Consider the following 19,665-nt stretch of genomic DNA (forward strand, 5'->3'; position numbering starts at 1 on the left):
AGGCGGATCCCTTGCGGCCTATGGACGCGCAATGAGATGCAGGCCAGTATTGGCGACCTATTGCAGAGGGAGACTCGCGATGGCCGACTTGAGGCTTCCCTTGGTGCTTGTGGTCGCCCCCTTGCTGCTCCCCGGGCCCAGTTTCGCGGCCTCCAAGCCAGACAGCGTGAAGGCCGGCCTTCCGGTCACCGTCGCCTGGACCGCGGTCTACAATGCGGGTGGAGGCGCCACCAGCGAACTTGCCAACGGCATTGCGCTCGGGCCCGATGGTCATCCAGCGATCGTCGCGCGCGCCAACACGATCACCCATGTGGAGAAGTTGAACAGCGCCAGCGGCGCGTCGCTGTGGGTTCGCGACCTTGCCACCGGCCAGCTTGGGCAGCCGCTCGACATCGCGGCGAACTCGCTCAGCGACATCATTGTCGGTGGCTCCTCCGGCAGCAGTTCCTCGCTCTCGGCACAGGTGAACCAACTCGCATCCGTGAGCGGTGTCGTCCAGTGGACGCAGACCTACGCGGCCGGCTCCTTCCCCGCCGATGGCGTCCACGGTGTCGCCATCGGCCCGTCCAACAACGTGGCGACCGCAGCCGTGCGCGGCAGCAGCACGTCGAGTGCGAATTTCGACACGCGCTCATTCACCGCAGCCGGCACGCAGAATTTTGCGCAATCGTTCTCTGGTCCGCTCAACACCATCGCGGCTGAAGTCATCTTCGACTCGGCCGGCAGCGTGATCACCGTCGGCGAGCGCAACAACGGCAGCAACGCCGACTGCCAGGTCGTCAAATACGACAGCAGCGGCACCCAGCGGTGGAGCATTCAGCTGGTGGGCAACCTCCCAGGTACCGACCGCTGTTTCGACGTCGCCGTGGACAGTGCCGACAACGTCCTGGTCGCCGGCCGTTTCAATCAGGACAACGCCGGTGTGCCTTCCGGCGACGCCGGCGTGATCAAGCTCAATGGTGCCAACGGTACCGAGTTGTGGCGACGCATGATCAACGGTCCCGGGTCCGCGCTGGACCAGGCCTTTGGTCTGGCGATGATCGGCAACGACCCGGTGTTCGTGGGTTATGCGACGGGCGTCGTGGCCACTCGCGACATCCTGAGCGGGCGCCTCAATGGCGCGACCGGTGCAGTCATCTGGCAGAACATCGTCGATGGCCCGACAGGTGCGCTGACCGACGAAGGGCGCGACATTGCCGTGGATTCGGCGGGTGGCGTCTACGTGACGGGGCTGGTCTCGATCAACAACGCCGGCCCGAACTTCACCGACCATTACACCGTCAAGTACGACGGCAACACCGGTGCACTGGTCTGGGACAAGCAGTATGACCGTGCCGGGCGCAGCGATTCGGCGCCCAACACCGGCAGTCCAGGCATCGTCGTGGCCGCACCGGACGTGGTCTATGTGCTGGTCGACTCGACCAACGCGGCGGGTGACCAGGACGCGGTCACGATGAAATACACCGCCTCGGGTTCGCCAGAGGCCAACGTCCAGGGCAACTCGACCACGATCGCCGACGGCGACGCCACGCCCAGTCTGACCGACCACACCGATTTCGGCAGCCAGAGCGTGGCGTCCGGCACCGTGGTGCGCACCTACACCATCCAGAACACCGGCACGTCCTCGCTGACCGTGGGCACGCCGTCCCTCAGTGGCACACACGCGGCGGATTTCAGCGTCAGCGCCAATCCCGCCGCTTCGGTCGCAGCCGGCGGCAGCACCACCTTCCAGGTGACCTTCAACCCGAGCGCGCTCGGCCTGCGCAGCGCGTCGGTCAGCTTCAGCAACAATGACGCCAACGAGAACCCCTACAACTTCTCGATCCAGGGCACGGGGGTTGACCCGGAGGTCAACGTCCAGGGCAACGGCGTCTCGATCGCCGACGGGGACGCCACGCCATCGGCGACCGACCATACCGACTTCGGCAGCATCGCCATCTCCGGCGGGACGGTGGTGCGCACCTTCACCATCCAGAACACTGGCACGGCCAACCTGACGGTCAACACCCCGACGATTTCGGGCACGCATGCCGCGGACTTCACAGTCACGGCCAACCCGACCAGTCCGGTCGCGGGCCCCGGCAGCACCACCTTCCAGGTGACTTTCAACCCGAGCGCGGCAGGCCTGCACACCGCCACGGTGAGCTTCACCAACAACGACCCGCACGAGGCCACCTACGACTTCGCGATCCAGGGCACCGGGACGATCGGACTCAGCATCAACGACGTCAGCATGAACGAAGGCGACAGCGGAACCACGGCCTTCGACTTCACGGTCTCGCTGGACTCGCCAGCGCCTCCGGGCGGCGTGAGTTTCATCATCGCGACCAGCGATGGCAGCGCGGTGGCCGGGGAGGACTACGTGTCCCAGACCCTGACCGGCCAGACGATCCCCGCGGGCAACTCGACCTACACCTTCAGCGTGGCGGTCGTGGGCGATGTGCGCGACGAGTTCGTCGATGCATTCTTCGTTGCTGTCGGCAACGTGACTGGAGCCACCGCGGTTGACAACTCGGGTATCGGCACGATCCTCAACGACGACCCCGCGCCCAGCCTCAGCATCAACGATGTCACCCAGGCCGAAGGCAATTCGGGCAGTAGTCCACGCACCTTCACCGTGACCTTGACGCCCGCCAGCGGGAAGTTCCTGCAAGTCACGGCCTCGACCAGCAACGGGACCGCGACCTCGGGCAGCGATTACACCACCACATCGCAAGTCCTGAACTTCAACGCCGGCGATACCACCAAGACCTTCGACGTTCCGGTGATCGGCGAAACGGTGCTGGAGGCCAACGAGACCTTCTTCGTGAACCTGAGCGGCGCCACCAATTCGACCATCGCCGACGGCAGCGGCCTTGGCACCATCAACAACGACGACACGGCTAGCGTCTCGATCAGCAACGTGACCCTTGCCGAGGGCAGTTCGGGCACCACCAACTTCGTGTTCACGGCGACCCTGGCCGGGGCGGTACAGGGCGGCTTCACGGTGCCGGTCAGCAGCGCGGACGGCACGGCCGTTTCCGGCAGCGACTACACGGCGATCCCGGGCGGCGCCCAGCTGACCTTTGCGGGTACTGCCGGCGAGACCCAGACGGTGACGGTGGCGGTCGCCGGCGACACCATCGTCGAGCCCAACGAGAGCTTCACGGTGAGCCTGGGCACGCCGAGCAACGCGGGCGTAACCGTGGGGACGGGCACCGGGACGGGCACGATCAACAACGACGACAGCGCGACGGTGTCGATCAGCAGCACGAGCGTGACCGAGGGCAATGCCGGGAACACGCTCGCCGGATTCACCGCGACCCTGAGCGCCGCGGTGCAGGGCGGGGTGACAGTGCCGGTCAGTTCCGCGGATGGCACGGCGACGGCGGGGAGCGACTACATCACGCTCTCCGGGGTCTCGCCGCTGTCCTTCGCCGGCACCGCCGGCGAGACGGTGACTTTCACGGTGACCGTGACCGGCGACACCATCGTCGAGGCGAACGAGACCTTCACGGTGAACCTTGGGACACCCAGCAACCCGAGCGTGAGCCTGGGCACGGGAACCGGGACGGGCACGATCAACAACGACGACAGCGCGACGGTGTCGATCAGCAGCGTGACCCAGACCGAGGGCAATGCCGGGCCGACGAACTTCGTGTTCACGGCGACGTTGACCGGGTCGGTGCAGGGCGGGTTCACGGTGCCGGTGTCGAGCGCGGACGGGACGGCGAGCGCCGGCAGCGACTACACGGCCATCGCCGGTGGCACGCTGCTCAGCTTTGCCGGGACCAACGGCGAGGCCCAGACTGTGACGGTGCAGGTCGGCGGCGACACCACGGTGGAGGCGAACGAGACCTTCACAGTGACGCTGGGAGCGCCGAGCGTGACCGGAGTCAGCGCGAGCCCCGCGACGGGAACCGGCACCATCAACAACGACGATGCGACCACGCTGTCGATCAACAGCGTGGCCCTGGCCGAGGGCAACTCGGGCACGACCAACTTCGGGTTCACGGCGACCCTGGCAAGTGCGGTGCAGGGCGGCCTCACGGTGCCGGTGGCGAGCGCATATGGCACGGCTGCAGCAGGCAGCGACTACACCGCGATCCCCGGGGGCGCGCAACTGACCTTTGCCGGGACGGCCGGTGAGACCCAGACGGTGACCGTCGCGGTGAGTGGCGATACGGCGGTCGAGTCGAACGAGACCTTCACGGTGAGCCTGGGCACGCCGAGCAACGCCGGCGTGACCGTGAGCGGTGGTGCCGGCACCGGCACGATCAGCAATGACGACAGCTCCAACCTGTCGATCAACAGCGTGACCTTGGTCGAAGGCAACAGCGGCAGCAGCAACTTCGTGTTCACGGCGACGCTGGGCGCGGCGGTGCAGGGTGGCTTCACGGTGCCGGTGACCAGCGCCAACGGTACGGCCGCCGCGGGCAGCGATTACGCGGCAATCGCAGGTGGCACCGTCCTGACCTTCACCGGTACCGCCGGCGAGACCCGGACGGTGACCGTGGCAGTCACCGGCGAGACGGTGGTCGAGGCCAACGAGACCTTCACGGTGAGCCTGGGCACGCCGGACAACGCGGGCGTGACCGTGACCACCGGCACCGGTACCGGCACGATCAACAACGACGACAGCGCGACGGTGGCTCTCGTCGGCTTGACCCAGAGCGAGGGCAACAGCGGGACCACCAACTTCGTGTTCACCGCGACGCTGTCGGCCGGTGTGCAGGGCGGCTTCACGGTGCCGGTGGCCAGCGCGAACGGCACGGCGCTGGCGGGTACGGACTACACGGCGATCGCCGGCGGTGCGCAGCTCAGTTTCGCGGGCACGCAGGGTGAGACCCAGTCGGTTTCTGTTGCAGTGACCGGCGAGACCCTGTTCGAGGCCAACGAGGACTTTACGGTGAGCCTGGGCACCCCGAGCGTGGCGAATGTCAGTTCGAGCCCGGCCACGGCAACCGGCACGATCAGCAACGACGACGCCGCGCCGACGTTGAGCATCAGCAGCCCGAGCCAGTCGGAAGGCAACTCGGGGACGTCGACGATGAATTTCGTGGTGACCCAGTCTGCCGTGTCGGGCCTGACGACCAGCTTCAACGCAGCCACCGCGAATGGCAGCGCGACCACGGCCGACAACGACTACCACGCGCTGGCGTCCACGGGATTCACGATCCCCGCTGGCCAGATGAGCGTCAGCATTCCGGTGACGATCGTCGGCGACACGCCGTATGAGGGCGACGAGACCTTCAGTATGAACCTCAGTGGCGTGGTCAATGCCACGCCGGCGAGCCTGAGCGGCACCGGCACCATCCTTGACGACGACCAGCAGCCGACGGTGACCACGATCACCGGCGACACGCCTGATCCGACGGTCACCGGCGAGTCGTACACGGTGAGCGTCAACGTGGCAGCAGTGACCACGTCGCCAGCGGGCACACTGACCATCAGCGATGGCACGGCAAGTTGCGGTCCGGTGACGCTGGTGGCCGGCACCGCGCCGAACAGCAGCGCTTCCTGCAGCCTGACCAGCACCAGCGCCGGGGCGAAAACCCTGACGGCGAGCTACACGCCGGCTTCGAGCGCCTTCGCGGCCAGTAGCGGGACCACCACCCACCAGGTGAACCCGGCAGCGACCACGATCAGCGTGTCCGGACCAACGCGCAGCCGGATCAACCAGCCGATCGCCTTCAGCTTCGCGCTGGCAGTGACTTCGCCTGGTGCGGGCACGCCGACCGGCACGGTGACCCTGAGCAGCGGCGCGGCGAGCTGCACGGCGATCCTGCCGGCGACCAGCTGCAACCTGACCTTCAGCGCCCTTGGCAGCCGCGAGATCAGCGCCAGCTACGCCGGCGATGCCAACTTCGACGGTTCGTCGAGCAGCGGTGCGGGCAACGCGCAGACCTTGGTCTACGCCCGCAGCGACATCGAGGTAAGCAAGAGCAATGCGGTCGGCATCTTCCGCCCCGGCGAGTTGATCGTTTACACGGTGCAGGTGCGCAACCTCGGTCCGGATGCGGCGCAGGGCATCCGCGTGCGCGATGACATCCCGACGGGCCTGGCGAACACCGTGTGGAGCTGCGATGCCTCGGGCGGCGTGGCCTGCCCGGTGACCGGCGGCAGCGGTAACCTGGACACCACCACGGCGGGGTTCCCGGTGGGCGGTCTGCTGACCTTCACCTTCTACGGCACCGCGCAAAACGTGCAGCAGATCCTGAACCAGGCGCTGGTGGAACTGCCCGTGGACACCACGGTGGAAGACCTGGTGCCCGGCAACAACAGCGCGAGCGACCAGGACAGCAACGAGTTCATCTTCGCCGACGGCCTGGAAGACGCGCAGGTCGTCACCTCGGCGGGCTCCTTCCGCGTACCCGGCCCGGCGCTGCGCGGCGCGATCGGTGAAGTGGCCGTGGTGGTTTACCGGCTCAACGACGTGCGCGGCGAGGCGCTGCGGCTCTACGCCCGGCAGTTCGATGGACGGATGCAGTACGCGCTGGCGCTGCACGGACCGGAGGGCGCGCTGCAACTCGGCGTCTGGCAGACGCTCGATGGCGAGCCCTTGCTGAGCTGGACCGTGGTCGCCGCGGACGGTGGCTATCGTCTGCAGGGTGCCACACTGCGTTGATTCGCGAACCGGCGGCGGGTGCATGCCCGCCGCCGGCCTCGCCGCAGCGGGCGGATCAGGGTGGGCTTTCCGGGACCTCGGTGCGCCTGCGCGCCACCACGCGCCCGCGTCGCAGCGTCAGCCGCTGCACGAAGTCCCCGCTGAGAGCGCCGACTGGATCGTCGGCGTGAAACAGGGTCAGGTCTGCCGGCGCGCCCGTTTGCAGCAGGCGGCCGCCAACTCCGATCACACACGCCGCCTGGGATGAGATCCGTGCCACGGCATCGCCCAGGGGTTCGTCCAGTTGCGCCGCGAGCATCGCGTCGCGCAGCACCGCCAGCGGATCGAGCGCGCCCCAGGGCACGAACATGTCCTGGCTGTTGTCGCCGCCGATGGCGACGTCGACGTCCGCGCGCGCCAGTGCATTGATCGCGGTGACGCCGCGCCAGTACGGGGTGCCGCCGCGGTCGCGGTCCTGCAGGTGCAAGTTGGCCACCGGCAGCGCGATCACGCCGATCCCGTGTGCCGCCATGCGCCGGGCCAGCGCCGCGATCTCGCCCGGCTCGCAGCGCGCCAGGCTGCACAGATGGCTCAAGGTCACGCGGCCGCGGAAGGGCCTGCGGTCCAGCTCATCCAGCACCGCGCGCAGACCCTCGGCGTGCCCGTGGCTGTTCTCGTCGATGTGCGCGTCCACATCCAGCCCGAAGCGCTCCGCCAGTCTGAAAGTCCGCGCCACGTTCGCGGCGAGATCGGCGTCGACATAGAACACCGGCCCGAGCCGGGCGCCGTGGTCCGCCGCCAGGCGTCCCAGCACCTCGCCGTGTGCGCCCTGGAGCTTGCCGCTGCCCAGGCTCACCACCGCCTGCAACTGCATCCGGCCTTCCCATCGCGCGCGCAACTCGCGCCAGACCGCCCAGCAGGGCTCCAGCCGGTCCGGCTGGCTGTCGATATGCGTGCGCAGGGCGACCACGCCATGGGAGTGGGCCAGTTCCAGCGCGCGGTGCATGCGCCTCTGCGCGTCGCCGTGCGTCCAGCCGCCCGCCCGGTCGCGCTCGATCGCCGCCCGCGCGCCCTGGAAATCGTGCGTCAGGTTCGGCGCCCGTGCGCGCAGGAATGCCTTGTCGATATGCGTGTGCGGTTCGACCAGCGGCGGGAACGCGATCCAATCGCTGCTGGCATCCGGCCACGATGGCACCAGGTGCGACAGGATTCCGTTGTCGTCAATGCTGATATCGGCCGGCGCAAACGCATCCGCGTCGAAACGGAACCCACTGGCATCGCCCAGCGCCGCGCGCGGCACGCGCACGCCGCGCAATTGAAAAGGAGGAATGAGGGAGGCTGACATGGTGGGGAGTATGCGGGGCGGGCCGCGGACTGCGGGTGTTCAAGAGCGGGGCAGGTGTGAGGGGGCAGGGGGATCACTTCGGTGCGTCTGGCAGTTCGACGCGCTTCGCAGAACCCGCTCCGCGACATCGTGAACAGGTGCCTCGAAGCCTTCCCCCTTGCCCCCTGACCCCAGCCCCGTTCTTGCTTCCACCAGGCCGTAGTGTTGCGCCCACACCACAGTTGTGGCGTTAACACCAATTTAAGCTTTGACCGACGCCACACAGTTGGTTATGTTCGCGGCGTTTTCGCGAACGGAACGGCCTGCGTGATCTATCAGTCTGACTGGCAACATCGTCGCAGCAGCGCCCGCGGCCAGGCTGTACGCCGTCACTACCAACAACGTCCCGTCCACCTGAAGCCGCTGGCGCGCCTGCGCCAGACGCTCATGCGCACCTTCGAGTCCCTGCTGACCGGCAGCCCCGGCAAGCGTCGCCTGACGCTCGCCGCGAGCAGCGCCGGGCTGGTCGCGCTGGTCGGCATGGTCGTGCTGCCGGTGTTCGCCAGCGTCACGCGCCCGGACCCAGTCGCCACCCAGCTGACCATTCCGCTGGAACTGCCGCCGCCAGACGAGCAGAGCCGGGCCGCGCTGCCGCAGCCGGTGAGCGCGCTGGAGTCCGATCTGTACCTCGCCAGCGATGCCGAAGCCGGCTGGCAAGTGGTCACGGTGCGCCGCAACGAGACGCTGGGCAACATCTTCGGCCGCCTCGGGCTGTCGGCCACGACGATGCACCGCCTGCTCGACGAGAGCGAGAGCGTGCGCGCTCTGACCCAGATCCACCCCGGCGATCAGATCGCTTTCCGCATCCCGCAGGACGGCCAGCTGACCGCGCTGCAGTTCGACAGGAGCGAGAGCCAGCGCATCGTCGTCGAACTCGACGGCGACCAGGTCAGCGAACGGATCATCGAACGCGAACTCGAACGCCGCACCCAGTACGGCAGCGCAGTGATCACTTCCTCGCTGTTCGGCGCCGGCGACGCCGCCGGCATCAGCGACCTGCAGGTCATGCGCCTGGCCGAAGTGTTCAACTACGACATCGACTTCGCGCAGGACCTGCGCGAAGGCGACAGCTTCGCGGTGGTTTACGAATCGATCTACCGCGACGGCGTTCGCTTGCGCGACGGCGACATCCTGGCGGCGGTGTTCGTCAACCAGGGCAAGCGCTACGAGGCCTACCGCTACACCGATGCGAGGGCCGCAGCGATTTCTACAGCGCCGACGGACGCAGCCTGCGCAAGGCTTTCATCCGCACGCCGGTGGAGTTTTCGCGCATCTCCAGCCGCTTTTCCACCGCGCGCAAGCACCCGATCCTCGGCCGCGTGCGCGCGCACAAGGGCGTCGATTACGCCGCGCCCACGGGAACGCCGATCCGCGCCGCTGGCAACGGCACCGTCATCTCGGTCGGCATGCGCGCCGGCTGGGGGCGCACCATCGAGCTGCAGCACGGCAAAGACACCACCACGCTGTACGGCCACATGTCGCGCTTCGCCAAGGGCATCGCGCGCGGGCAGAAGGTGCAGCAGGGCGAGGTGATCGGCTACGTCGGCATGAGCGGTCTGGCCACCGGCCCGCACCTGCACTACGAATTCCGCGTCAACGGCGTGCACCGCGATCCGCTGAGCGTCGAACTGCCCAAGGCCGAGCCGCTGACCGACAGCGAACTTGCCGCCTTCCGCAAGTCGCATGAAAGCTATGCGCTGGCGCTGGCGACGGTGGAATCGCAGGGCATCGCTGCGCGCTGAGGCGCGTGGCCCGGCGGTACGCACGTCAGCGCGTTCCCCGGGTGCCTGCGGCAAGTACCCGGTGAGCGGCCGACGCCGCACACCGGGCTACGTCATGCAGCACTCGCCCGGGCGGCTCATACTCACGACTCACCGAACCACGTGCTCTACCTAGGCCTGATCTCCGGCACCAGCGCGGATGGCATCGAGGATCGATCGCAGCGAGGTCCGCGCGATTGGCTCGCACGGCCAGACCGTCCGCCATCGCCCTTGGCTGACCCATCCATTCACGCTGCAGATCGGCGACCCGAACCGTATCGCCGAGCGCACCGGCATCTGCACCGTCGCCGATTTCCGCCGGCGCGACATCGCCGCCGGCGGGCAGGGCGCGCCGTTGGTGTGCGCGCTGCACGCGGCGCTGTTCGCCGATGCATCCGAGGCGCGCGCCATCCTCAACCTCGGCGGCATCGCCAACTACACCCTGCTGGCGCCGGGGCAGCCGGTGCGCGGCTTCGACACCGGCCCGGCCAACTGCCTGCTCGACGGCTGGGCGCTGCGCCACCTCGGCCAGCCGCGTGACGAAGGGGGCGCGTTCGCCGCGAGCGGCCGCGTAATCGAAGCCCTGCTGCAATCGATGCTGGCGGATACCTACTTCGCCCGCCCGCTACCCAAGAGCACGGGGCGCGAACACTTTCACCTCGAATGGCTGGACGCGCATCTCGCACCGCATCCGGGCCTGGGGCCGGCGGACGTCCAGGCCACGCTGCTGGCGCTGTCCGCGCGCAGCATCGCGGATGCCTTGCGCACGCATGCGCCAGCGACCGCGCGCGTGATCGCCTGCGGTGGCGGCGTGCACAACGCCGCGCTGATGGCGGCGCTCGGCGCCGAACTGCCGCGCGTCCTCGGACATGACTGTGCGCTGGAAACCACCGCGCAGCATGGGCTGGACCCGGACTTCGTCGAAGCCGCCGCCTTCGCCTGGCTGGCACGGCAGACCCTCGCAGGCTTGCCCGGGAATTGCGTCGACGTCACCGGGGCGGCGGGCCCGCGCGTGCTGGGCGGTGTGTATCCGGGGTGACCGGTTGGCTGCGGGGCGCGTTTTGTGCGTGCTGTGGATTTTCGCCGGTTGTCAGTTGTTGGTTGTTGGCGGCAAGAGCCGGCAGGCCGCGAGCCAGTGGGAGCGGCTTCAGCCGCGATCTGTCTGCGGTGACCCGCCGGAAAGATCGCCGACAGAGTCGGCTCCCAGTGCGCCCGTGAGCGCACTCACACAGCACGGTGGAAGTCCGTGTCGGGGTAAGCCAAGTCCCCGTAGCTGAAGGTAACTGCGTCGCAGCGATGCGGGGTGGAGAGCAACCGGAAGCGAACTGGCGGTCCGTAGGTTGACGAACTCGATTCGGCGTGGAACGGCGACGAGCTGGCTGGGAGAAGGCGAAGTCTGGAAGTGACTGGTCACGCTGATTTGGCTGCTAAAGCGATGGCCGGGCCGTCCGCGTGGTTGGAGGCGGAACGTCGAGGACGTGTGGGTGGGTGAAGCGGGGAGACCTGTGGCCGTGGTGACGGTCGCAGGAGTCAGAGTCCTGGTAGTACCGTGTCGGCATCGTGGGGGAAATGGCTTCGCTGTCGGAAGGCAGCGACATCGCGCTGGGGTGCACACCCCGCCTAAGTCCAACTGAGGTGTGCGCGAGAGCCGCGGTCAACATAAGCCGCGGTTAGGGAAGCGGGACAGGAAGGTGGAGGCGGGAAGTTTGGGATGAGCGAGAGCGCAAGCGAAGCTGCGGCAGTGATCGCAGGATCTAAGCAAGTGGCGTCGAACCGGCCGGAGGATTGGGCCTGGGTAGACCGCACGATCTGGACGGAGCGCATGTTGGCGGCGCTGGGCAACGGCGTCCGAGGAGGCAAGTGGTTCAGTTTGATCGACAAGGTATATCGACCGGCGACGCTGCGATCGGCCTGGCAACAGGTGTTGGTGAATCGCGGCGCGGCGGGAGTCGATCGAGTGAGTGTGGAGCGGTTTGCGGGGCATCTGGATCGGTACTTGGGTGAGTTGGGGCAGGAGCTGGAATCGGGGCGTTATCGGCCGCTGCCGGTACGTCGGGTGGAGATCGAGAAGGCGGACGGCAAGTTGCGTCCGCTGGGTATCCCGACGGTCCGCGACCGCGTGGCGCAAGCGGCGGTGAAGCGGGTGATCGAACCGATTTTCGAGCAGATGTTTGCGCCGACGAGTTTCGGGTTCCGCCCCGGACGCGGCTGCAAGGATGCGCTGCGAGTGGTCGATGGGCTGCTGCAGGCGGGCCACACGCATGTGGTGGATGCCGACCTGAAAGGGTACTTCGACAGCATTCCGCACGACCGGTTGAAGCAGAGGTTGGCAGCGCACATCAGCGATAGTCGCTTGTTGGCTTTGCTGGACGGCTGGATCGAACAGGACGTGGTGCAGGAGCTGAAGCGCTGGAAGCCGACGAGCGGCACGCCGCAGGGTGCGGTGATCAGTCCGCTGCTGGCGAATCTGTACCTGCACGATCTGGACGTGAAGCTGGCTGGGCTCGGCCTGTCGCTGGTGCGCTATGCCGACGATTTCGTGATTCTGTGTCAGACCGCAGCGGAAGCGACCCAAGCGCTGGAGGTGGTGCGCGCATGGGTGGCGGCGGAAGGCCTGCAGCTGCATCCGGACAAGACGCATGTGGGCGACTGCCGGATTGCGGGCCAAGGCTTCGAGTTCCTGGGCTACCGCTTCGAGACGGGTCGGCGCTGGGTACGCGACAAGAGCCTGAAGGCGCTGAAGGCGAAGATCCGCAGCAAGACGCGGCGGACCGAGGGCAACAGCCTCAAGCAAATCGTCAGCGGGCTGAATCCAATGTTGCGCGGCTGGTTCAACTACTTCAAACACGCTCAGCGTGGAATCTTCCGCATCCTCGACGGCTTCCTCCGTCGTCGGTTGCGGGCACTTCTGCGCAAACAAGACAAGCGACCGGGGGCCGGCCACTGCATGGCCGACCACCACCGCTGGCCAAATGCCTTCTTCGCTGCTGTCGGACTTTTCACCATGACCGAAGCCCGACACGCGGCGAGCCAATCCCGATGAGGAAACCACCAACTGGAGAGCCGTATGCGGGAGAACCGCACGTACGGTTCGGAGGGCGGGGAGGCGCGAGCCTTCCCGACCCCTATCAGGAGCAGCGGCGTGCGAGCTTCGCTGCCAACAACCAACAACCAACAACCAACAACCAACAACCAACAACCAACAACCAACAACCAACAACCAACAACCAACAACCAACAACAGGGACCAACAACGACACCCAGCTCGAACCTACTCCTCCACCACGCGCACCGAGCGCGCCGCATCCGGATCCAGCGCGAGGCGGCTGGCGAGGGTGACAGCCATGGTGCGGTTGTGCGCGCCGAGTTTGCGCAGGATCGCGGTGACGTGGGCCTTGATGGTGGCCTCGGTGACGTCGAGGTCGTAGGCGATCTGCTTGTTGAGCTTGCCTTCGCAGAGCATCGTCAGCACGCGAAACTGCTGCGGGGTGAGTTCGGCAAGGCGCTTGGCGAGGTCGCGCTCGGCCTCGTCCAGGCGCACCGCACCGTGGGCGAAGGGATCGAAGGTCTCGCCTTCCAGCACCGTGCGCAGTGCGCGCTGGATCACGTCGGAATCGGCCGACTTGGGGATGAAGCCCGAGGCGCCGTGCGCCAGCGCGCGGCGAATCACCATCGGTTCCTCGCGCGCCGACACCACGATCACCGGCAGCGCCGGCTTGCTCGCGCGGATGTGCGCGAGCGCCGAAAAGCCATGCGCGCCCGGCATGGTCAGGTCGAGCAGCAGCAGGTCCGCCTCCGGATGCGCGTCGACCAGCGCGAGCATCTGGGCGACGTTCTCGGCCTCGGCGATCGCAGCACCCGGCTGCGCCCTTTCCACCGCGCGGCGCATCGCCTCGCGGAACAGCGGATGGTCATCGGCAATCAGGATCGTGGACATGGTGAGCGGTGCCCTTAGGTGCCGCGTGGATTCCACCATGTTTTGGATCGGATTGCTCATGTGGCGGGGACGCCGGAAAGAGCCCATTTGTCCGCAAAGGACGCGAAGGACGCAAAGGAAGCAGAGCCAGTCGGTCAATGCGGGGCCGCGTTGCCCGCCGTGGGTGCGGAACAATCGCCCCTTCGACCTCATTCGATCGCCCGCAAAGGTACGCAATTCGAACGCTGTTCTTTGCGTCCTTTGCGTCCTTTGCGGACGAAATGAGCTCTTCAGCGCACCAGCCGCTCCTCGATCAGGTTCGCCACCACCGAAGGGTCTGCGAGGGTCGAGATGTCGCCGAGTTGCTCGTGCTCGTTGGCGGCGATCTTGCGCAGGATGCGGCGCATGATCTTGCCGGAGCGGGTCTTCGGCAGGCCGGGCGCCCACTGGATGTAGTCCGGCGTGGCGATCGGGCTGATCTCCTTGCGCACGTGGTCGCGCAGTTCCTTGCGCAGCGCCTCGGTGGCTTCCACGCCGCTCTTCAGCGTGACGTAGACGTAGATGCCCTGGCCCTTGATGTCATGGGCGCAGCCGACCACGGCAGCTTCGGCGACGGCTGGGTGCGAGACCAGCGCGGATTCGATTTCGGCGGTGCCCAGGCGATGCCCGGCGACGTTGAGCACGTCGTCCACCCGGCCGGTGATCCAGTAGTAGCCATCCTCGTCGCGCTTGGCACCGTCGCCGGTGAAGTAGGTGCCCTTGAAAGTGGTGAAGTAGGTCTCGATGAAGCGCTTGTGGTCGCCATAGACCGTGCGCATCTGGCCGGGCCAGGAATCCAGCAGCACCAGGTTGCCCTCGGTGGCGCCTTCGAGGATCTTGCCCTCGCCATCGACGATCGCCGGGCGCACGCCGAAGAAGGGCTTGGTCGCCGACCCGGGCTTGAGGTCGGTGGCCCCGGGCAGCGGGCTGATCAGCATGCCGCCGGTCTCGGTCTGCCACCAGGTGTCGACGATCGGGCAGCGCCCATCGCCCACCACCCGGTGGTACCACTCCCAGGCCTCGGGGTTGATCGGCTCGCCGACCGTGCCGAGCAGCCGCAAGGAGGCGCGCGAACAGGCCTTCACCGGTGCCTCACCCTCGCGCATCAGCGCGCGGATCGCAGTTGGCGCGGTATAGATGATGGTCACCTGGTGCTTGTCGACCACCTGCCAGAAGCGCGAGACATTCGGGTAATTCGGGATGCCTTCGAACATCAGCGAGGTAGCGCCATTGGCCAGCGGGCCGTAAACCACATAGCTGTGGCCGGTGACCCAGCCCACATCCGCGGTGCACCAGTAGACGTCGTCCTCGCGCAGGTCGAACACCGCCTCGTGGGTGTAGCTGGCGTAGGTCAGGTATCCGCCGGTGGTGTGCAGCACGCCCTTGGGCTTGCCGGTGGAACCGGAGGTGTAGAGGATGAACAGCGGGTCCTCGGCGTTCATGCGCTCGGGCTCGCACTCGGCGCGCTCGGTGCCGACCAGCTGGTCGTACCACAGGTCGCGGCCTTCGACCCACTCGACCGGCCGGCCGGTGCGACGCACCACCACCACTTTCTGCACGGTCGCCGTGGCCGGGTTCTTCAGCGCCTCGTCGACATTCGCCTTCAGCGGCACGATGCGGCCGCCGCGCAGGCTCTCGTCCGAGGTGATCACGAGGGTCGACTGGCAGTCGTCGATGCGGCTGACCAGCGAATCCGGCGAGAAGCCGCCGAACACAATCGAGTGGATCGCGCCGATGCGGGTGCAGGCGAGCATCGCCACCGCGGCCTCGGGGATCATCGGCAGGTAGATGGTGACGCGGTCGCCCTTCTTCACGCCGAGCTTGCGCAGCGCGTTGGCGAACTTGCACACCCGCGCGTGCAGATCGCGGTAGGTGATGTGCTCGCTCTCGGCCGGGTTGTCGCCCTCCCACAGGATCGCGGTCTTGTCGGCGCGTGTGGCGAGGTGGCGGTCGAGGCAGTTGACCGAGACGTTCAACTCGCCGTCGGCGTACCAGCGGATACGGAAGTCATCCACGTTGTAGCTGACGTCGCGGATTTCGGTGGGGAACTTGAACCAGTCGATGCGGCTGGCGACGCGCTGCCAGAAACCCTCCGGATCGTTGATCGACTCGGCATAGTCGCGTGCATAGGATTCCGCGTTGTAGCGCGCCCTGGCGGCGAATTCCGCCGGTACCGGATACAGATTGGCCATGGTGCCCTCCCGTGACGATGGCGTGGATGAACAAGGCTACAGCCTAGACCAGTCACCATCGCATACGGTCCGACTTTGGTCGCAACAGCAGGGCGCGCTAGACCAAAGTGGGGGTCTCAAGTGTACAGCTGGTCGGTGCCTGAGCGGCTGAAGCCGCGGGCAGGTTCAGCCAGGATGCGCGCTTCCCAGGAGACGAAGGCAGCGTCCGCCAGCAGGGTGTCGCAATAGGCCTGCGCTTCCGGCGATAGCGGGATTCCGTAGGTCCGCAAGCGCGTGGCGACCGGGGTGAAGAAAGCGTCGGCGAGCGTGCGCGCGCCAAACAGATGGATCCCGGCGCTGGCGTGTTCCCGGCACAAGCCGGCGAACAGCTGGTCGAGCCGGCGAATCTCACGCTGCGTTTCCGGCGGCAGGCCGAAGGCGGTGCAGCGGCGCCGGATGTTCATCGACAGATCGCGCCGCACCCCGGCAAAGCCCGAGTGCATCTCGGCAACCACCGAGCGCACCCGGGCGCGCGCCAGCGGGTCCGCCGGATACAGCGGCTGCGTGCCGGTCTCATGCGCCCATTCGGAGATCGCCAGCGAGTCGGCGATGCAGGCGTCGCCGACCTTGAGCACCGGAACCTTGCCGGTGGGCGTCAGCGCGAGCACTTCGGCGATGCCGTCGCCACCGTAGCCTGGCTGATCGAGGTCGATCACCTGGAGGTCGAAGTCGATGCCAGCCCAGCGCAGCGCCAGAAACGGCCGCAGGGACCAGCTGGAGTAATTGAGATTGCCAACGAAAAGTACCGGTTTCATAGTGGATTGCCGCAGAGGTCGAGGAGGTAGGTGTGGAAATGCGCATCGCGCTGCCAACCGGTGCGCGCGTACAGGCGTTGTGCGGGCAGATTGTCGTGCGCCGTCTGCAGCATCAGCCAGGCGGCGCCTGCGGCACGCGCATGCGCGGCTGCGGCATCAAGCAGCGCTTCCCCGGCGCCCGCGCCACGCGCTTGCGGATGCACGTACAGGTCGTTGAGCAGCCAGGCGCGCCGCATCGAAACCGACGAGAAGATCGGGTACAGCTGGCAGAAGCCGATGGCCTGGCCAGCCCGGGATGCGAGCAGGATGACCGACTCCTGCCGCTGCATGCGGGCAACCAGGAAGGCCCGCGCCGCGGCCACATCCGTCGCCTGGCCATAGAACTGGCGGTAGCCGTCGAACAGCCCGGCCAGGGCGTCCAGGTCTGCAGCGGCGCCGGGTCGGACTTCGATCATGCCTGGACTTCCCTGGGCGGTGGATGGGCGCCGGTGCGGCGGAATACGACCTGTGCAGGCGATGATGGCGCGCATCGGGTGCGGCAGGCGCGACTATGCCGCGGCAGGCTGCGGCGGATCGCGGGCAGTTGCTGGGCCCGGGTGCCTGGAAGCCGTTCGGTAGCGCCTGCCGCTGAAGCGATGCGACGGCTCACGCGCTGCCTGTCGGCTCCCGCAGCACCTCATCGTGCGGCCGGTAGTTGAGGGCGCAGCGGGAAAGGAAATCGTCGATCAACGCGAGGTCGTAGCGGTTGGCCTTGGCGCTGGCCGGGATCAGCTTCTCCGGCGGCGGGAACATGCCGTATCCGGCGAAGATGCACTGCCACGAGAACGGCGCGTAGTAGCCGTCGATGCCGAGGCGCTGGACCTCGGCGTTGAGGTCTTCGCCGCTGTACCAGGTGCGCATCAGCGCGCGCAGGTTCGGCGGCAGGATCTCGTTGTTCGCGCAGTCGCGCCAGTAGGCACTGTCGCTGCGCGAGGCGAGCTTGAAATGGCAGACGATGTAGTCGCGCACGCCGTCGAAGCGGCGGTTGATCGCGGCATTGCAGGCGTCGCGGTGCGCGTCGCCGAAGCCGCCGGCTTCGAAGGCCTCGATGAAGCCTTCAACCGTGGCCTGCACCAGGTGCAGCGCGGTGGCTTCGAGCGGCTCGATGAAGCCCTGCGACAGCCCCACGCCCAGGCAGTTGCGCGCCCAGTGTTGCTCGACCCGGCCGACCTTCATCGACAGATGGCGCAGCGGCGGGTGCTCGGGCGGAATGCCCAGGTGTGCGCGCAACTCCGCCTCGGCCGCGTCCTTGTCGATATAGCGCGAGCTGTAGACGTAGCCGTTGCCGACCCGGTTCTGCAGCGGGATGCGCCAGGCCCAGCCGCAGGAAAGCGCGGTGGACGTGGTCTGCGGCACGATGCCGTCGGTGTCGGCGGGCGTCTGCACCACCACCGCCGAGTCGTTGAACAGGTTCTCGGCAAAGGAGTTGAAGCGCACGCCCAGGGTGTCCTGCAGCAGCAGCGAACGGAAACCGGTGCTGTCGACGAAGAAATCGCCCTCGATCCGGCGCCCGTCGCTGATGTGCAGCGCGGCGATGTCGCCGTTCTCCGCCTGCTCGACCTGCGCCACCGTGCCCTCGATGTGGCGCACACCACGCGCCACCTGGTGCTCGCGCAGGAAACGGCCGATCAGCGCCGAGTCGAAGTGGTAGCCGTACCAGCTGCGGAAGGGAAAGCTGTGCGCGGGCAGCGGCGCCAGCTTGCGCCTGGCCAGGATGCTGGCGAGGAAGAACCGGTCCGGGTGCGCCGGCACGTCGGCGCCGCGGCGGCGCACCGTGGCGTTGAAGAAGAAGGCCGGTGCGGTGCGCTCGTCGATCTCGTTCGGAAACGGGTGGAAGTAGCTCGCCGCGCCCGGCCGGTCGGACCAGCCACGGAACTCGATCCCCGCTTTGTAGGTGGCATTGCAGCGCGGCATCCAGTTGGACTCGGCGATGCCGAGCGAATCGAAGAAAGCCTTGAGCTGCGGCGTGGAGCCCTCGCCCACGCCGATGATCCCAATGTCCGGCGATTCCAGCACCGTGATCTCGAACCCGCGCTCGCCCCAGCGCCGCTGCATCAGGCTGGCCGCCATCCAACCGGCGGTGCCGCCGCCGAGGACGACGATGCGCAGCGGGCGGGCGGGGGAATCGGTCATGTCCGGGGTCTCGGTTGCGGCAGCTGGCAAGAATAACGCTGCGGAGATCGCCGGGGTCGGGGCCGGAGCCCGGGCAGCGATTGACCGGGCGCAACCCGCACCTTAGGCTCCCGGCGCATCCCGACTGTCTTCCCGAATCGGAGCGGCGGAGATCGGTCCGCTGCCGGAGGCCTCATGTCATTCGATTCGACGGCAACATCCGAAGTGCCTGACCCGGGTGCTCAGGATGTGGTCTTGTCCCTGCTGCAGGATGCCAAGACTGACCACCCGGACGCATGGCCTTCCATTTTCGGCTTGCTTTATCAGGATCTGAAGAAGATCGCGCGACGAATCAGTATTGGCCGGCCGGCCGACCGCACGCTGAATACCACTTCACTGGTCAATGAGTGTTACCTGAGAATTCACATGCATCTGCAGGGCATCAGCGACCGCGACCACTTGCTGGCACTCTCGGCGCGCGTGATGCGGCACGTCATGTGTGATTATTCGCGGCATCGACTGGCGCAAAAGAACAAGATGGACGGCGTGAGTCTGGATATCGACGCGCTGGACAACGATATCGCCGGCGAAGCGGGCGATCTGGTCGAGATCGATGATTTGCTGCGCCAGCTGGAATCCAACCAGGAAAGGGCGGCGCGCGTATTCGAATGCAAGTATTTCTTTGGCATGGATGATCAAGCGACAGCCAACGCCTTGGATCTGAGCCTGCGCACCGTCCAGCGCGAATGGAACCATGCGCGGACCTGGTTGCGCGAACAGCTCACGGGCGCTTCTGCGGATTCGCGGGGCCCGTCTTAGGCGCAGGTTCATCCGCTGCGCCGG

12 protein-coding genes are annotated in these 19,665 nt (G+C 67.1%); 6 read left to right on the top strand and 6 right to left on the bottom strand.

Annotation, left to right across the window (positions count from 1 at the left end; genetic code table 11):
• Window positions 1-103 precede the first annotated feature (103 nt).
• Entirely contained in the window at window positions 104-6,607 is a 6,504-nt protein-coding gene (locus tag IPK27_08560) for a choice-of-anchor D domain-containing protein (protein MBK8067671.1), read from the top strand.
• 55 nt (window positions 6,608-6,662) lie between these two features.
• Here IPK27_08560 and IPK27_08565 read toward each other — a convergent pair whose 3' ends face one another.
• Window positions 6,663-7,931, bottom strand: coding sequence for an amidohydrolase family protein (locus IPK27_08565; protein ID MBK8067672.1), 1,269 nt, complete (start codon window positions 7,929-7,931; stop codon window positions 6,663-6,665).
• Window positions 7,932-8,237: 306 nt separating this feature from the next.
• Between IPK27_08565 and IPK27_08570 the strand changes: the two genes are divergently transcribed.
• From IPK27_08570 to ltrA, 4 genes are all read left to right on the top strand, one after another.
• On the top strand, window positions 8,238-9,503 hold the full coding sequence (locus IPK27_08570) for a hypothetical protein (GenBank protein ID MBK8067673.1): 1,266 nt from the start codon (window positions 8,238-8,240) through the stop codon (window positions 9,501-9,503).
• Window positions 9,446-9,712 (top strand): M23 family metallopeptidase, encoded by a 267-nt coding sequence (locus IPK27_08575; protein ID MBK8067674.1) that lies wholly within the window; start codon window positions 9,446-9,448, stop codon window positions 9,710-9,712. The genes IPK27_08570 and IPK27_08575 overlap by 58 nt, the downstream gene beginning before the upstream one ends.
• Window positions 9,713-9,890: 178 nt before the next feature.
• Complete coding sequence (locus tag IPK27_08580) at window positions 9,891-10,769, top strand: anhydro-N-acetylmuramic acid kinase (GenBank protein MBK8067675.1); 879 nt, start codon at window positions 9,891-9,893, stop codon at window positions 10,767-10,769.
• Between the two features lie 672 nt (window positions 10,770-11,441).
• Complete coding sequence (gene ltrA, locus IPK27_08585; GenBank protein MBK8067676.1) at window positions 11,442-12,773, top strand: group II intron reverse transcriptase/maturase; 1,332 nt, start codon at window positions 11,442-11,444, stop codon at window positions 12,771-12,773.
• Between the two features lie 228 nt (window positions 12,774-13,001).
• Here the strand turns inward: ltrA and IPK27_08590 are convergent, their stop codons facing one another.
• The 5 genes from IPK27_08590 to IPK27_08610 all read right to left on the bottom strand — a co-directional run bounded on the left by IPK27_08590 (window position 13,002) and on the right by IPK27_08610 (window position 18,843).
• Entirely contained in the window at window positions 13,002-13,667 is a 666-nt protein-coding gene (locus IPK27_08590; GenBank protein MBK8067677.1) for a response regulator transcription factor, read from the bottom strand.
• A gap of 269 nt (window positions 13,668-13,936) precedes the next feature.
• A complete protein-coding gene (gene acs, locus IPK27_08595; GenBank protein MBK8067678.1) occupies window positions 13,937-15,877 on the bottom strand; it encodes an acetate--CoA ligase in 1,941 nt (646 codons plus the stop codon).
• Between the two features lie 116 nt (window positions 15,878-15,993).
• Entirely contained in the window at window positions 15,994-16,671 is a 678-nt protein-coding gene (locus IPK27_08600; protein MBK8067679.1) for a glutathione S-transferase, read from the bottom strand.
• On the bottom strand, window positions 16,668-17,126 hold the full coding sequence (locus IPK27_08605) for a GNAT family N-acetyltransferase (protein ID MBK8067680.1): 459 nt from the start codon (window positions 17,124-17,126) through the stop codon (window positions 16,668-16,670). The genes IPK27_08600 and IPK27_08605 overlap by 4 nt, the downstream gene beginning before the upstream one ends.
• A gap of 190 nt (window positions 17,127-17,316) precedes the next feature.
• On the bottom strand, window positions 17,317-18,843 hold the full coding sequence (locus IPK27_08610; protein MBK8067681.1) for a tryptophan 7-halogenase: 1,527 nt from the start codon (window positions 18,841-18,843) through the stop codon (window positions 17,317-17,319).
• 174 nt (window positions 18,844-19,017) lie between these two features.
• On the opposite strand from IPK27_08610, the gene IPK27_08615 reads away from it, so the two are divergent.
• A complete protein-coding gene (locus tag IPK27_08615; GenBank protein MBK8067682.1) occupies window positions 19,018-19,641 on the top strand; it encodes a hypothetical protein in 624 nt (207 codons plus the stop codon).
• The last annotated feature ends 24 nt before the right edge of the window (window positions 19,642-19,665 follow it).

The organism is Rhodanobacteraceae bacterium (genome assembly GCA_016713135.1).
Lineage (GTDB): Bacteria > Pseudomonadota > Gammaproteobacteria > Xanthomonadales > SZUA-5 > JADKFD01.

Excerpts from the sequence above, each read along its gene's own strand:
- acs (MBK8067678.1), bottom strand. The coding sequence starts at position 15,877 with ATGGCCAATCTGTATCCGGTACCGGCGGAATTCGCCGCCAGGGCGCGC.
- IPK27_08580 (MBK8067675.1), top strand. The coding sequence starts at position 9,891 with ATGGCATCGAGGATCGATCGCAGCGAGGTCCGCGCGATTGGCTCGCAC.
- ltrA (MBK8067676.1), top strand. The coding sequence starts at position 11,442 with ATGAGCGAGAGCGCAAGCGAAGCTGCGGCAGTGATCGCAGGATCTAAG.
- IPK27_08605 (MBK8067680.1), bottom strand. The coding sequence starts at position 17,126 with ATGATCGAAGTCCGACCCGGCGCCGCTGCAGACCTGGACGCCCTGGCC.
- IPK27_08600 (MBK8067679.1), bottom strand. The coding sequence starts at position 16,671 with ATGAAACCGGTACTTTTCGTTGGCAATCTCAATTACTCCAGCTGGTCC.
- IPK27_08590 (MBK8067677.1), bottom strand. The coding sequence starts at position 13,667 with ATGTCCACGATCCTGATTGCCGATGACCATCCGCTGTTCCGCGAGGCG.
- IPK27_08610 (MBK8067681.1), bottom strand. The coding sequence starts at position 18,843 with ATGACCGATTCCCCCGCCCGCCCGCTGCGCATCGTCGTCCTCGGCGGC.
- IPK27_08615 (MBK8067682.1), top strand. The coding sequence starts at position 19,018 with ATGTCATTCGATTCGACGGCAACATCCGAAGTGCCTGACCCGGGTGCT.
- IPK27_08565 (MBK8067672.1), bottom strand. The coding sequence starts at position 7,931 with ATGTCAGCCTCCCTCATTCCTCCTTTTCAATTGCGCGGCGTGCGCGTG.
- IPK27_08575 (MBK8067674.1), top strand. The coding sequence starts at position 9,446 with ATGTCGCGCTTCGCCAAGGGCATCGCGCGCGGGCAGAAGGTGCAGCAG.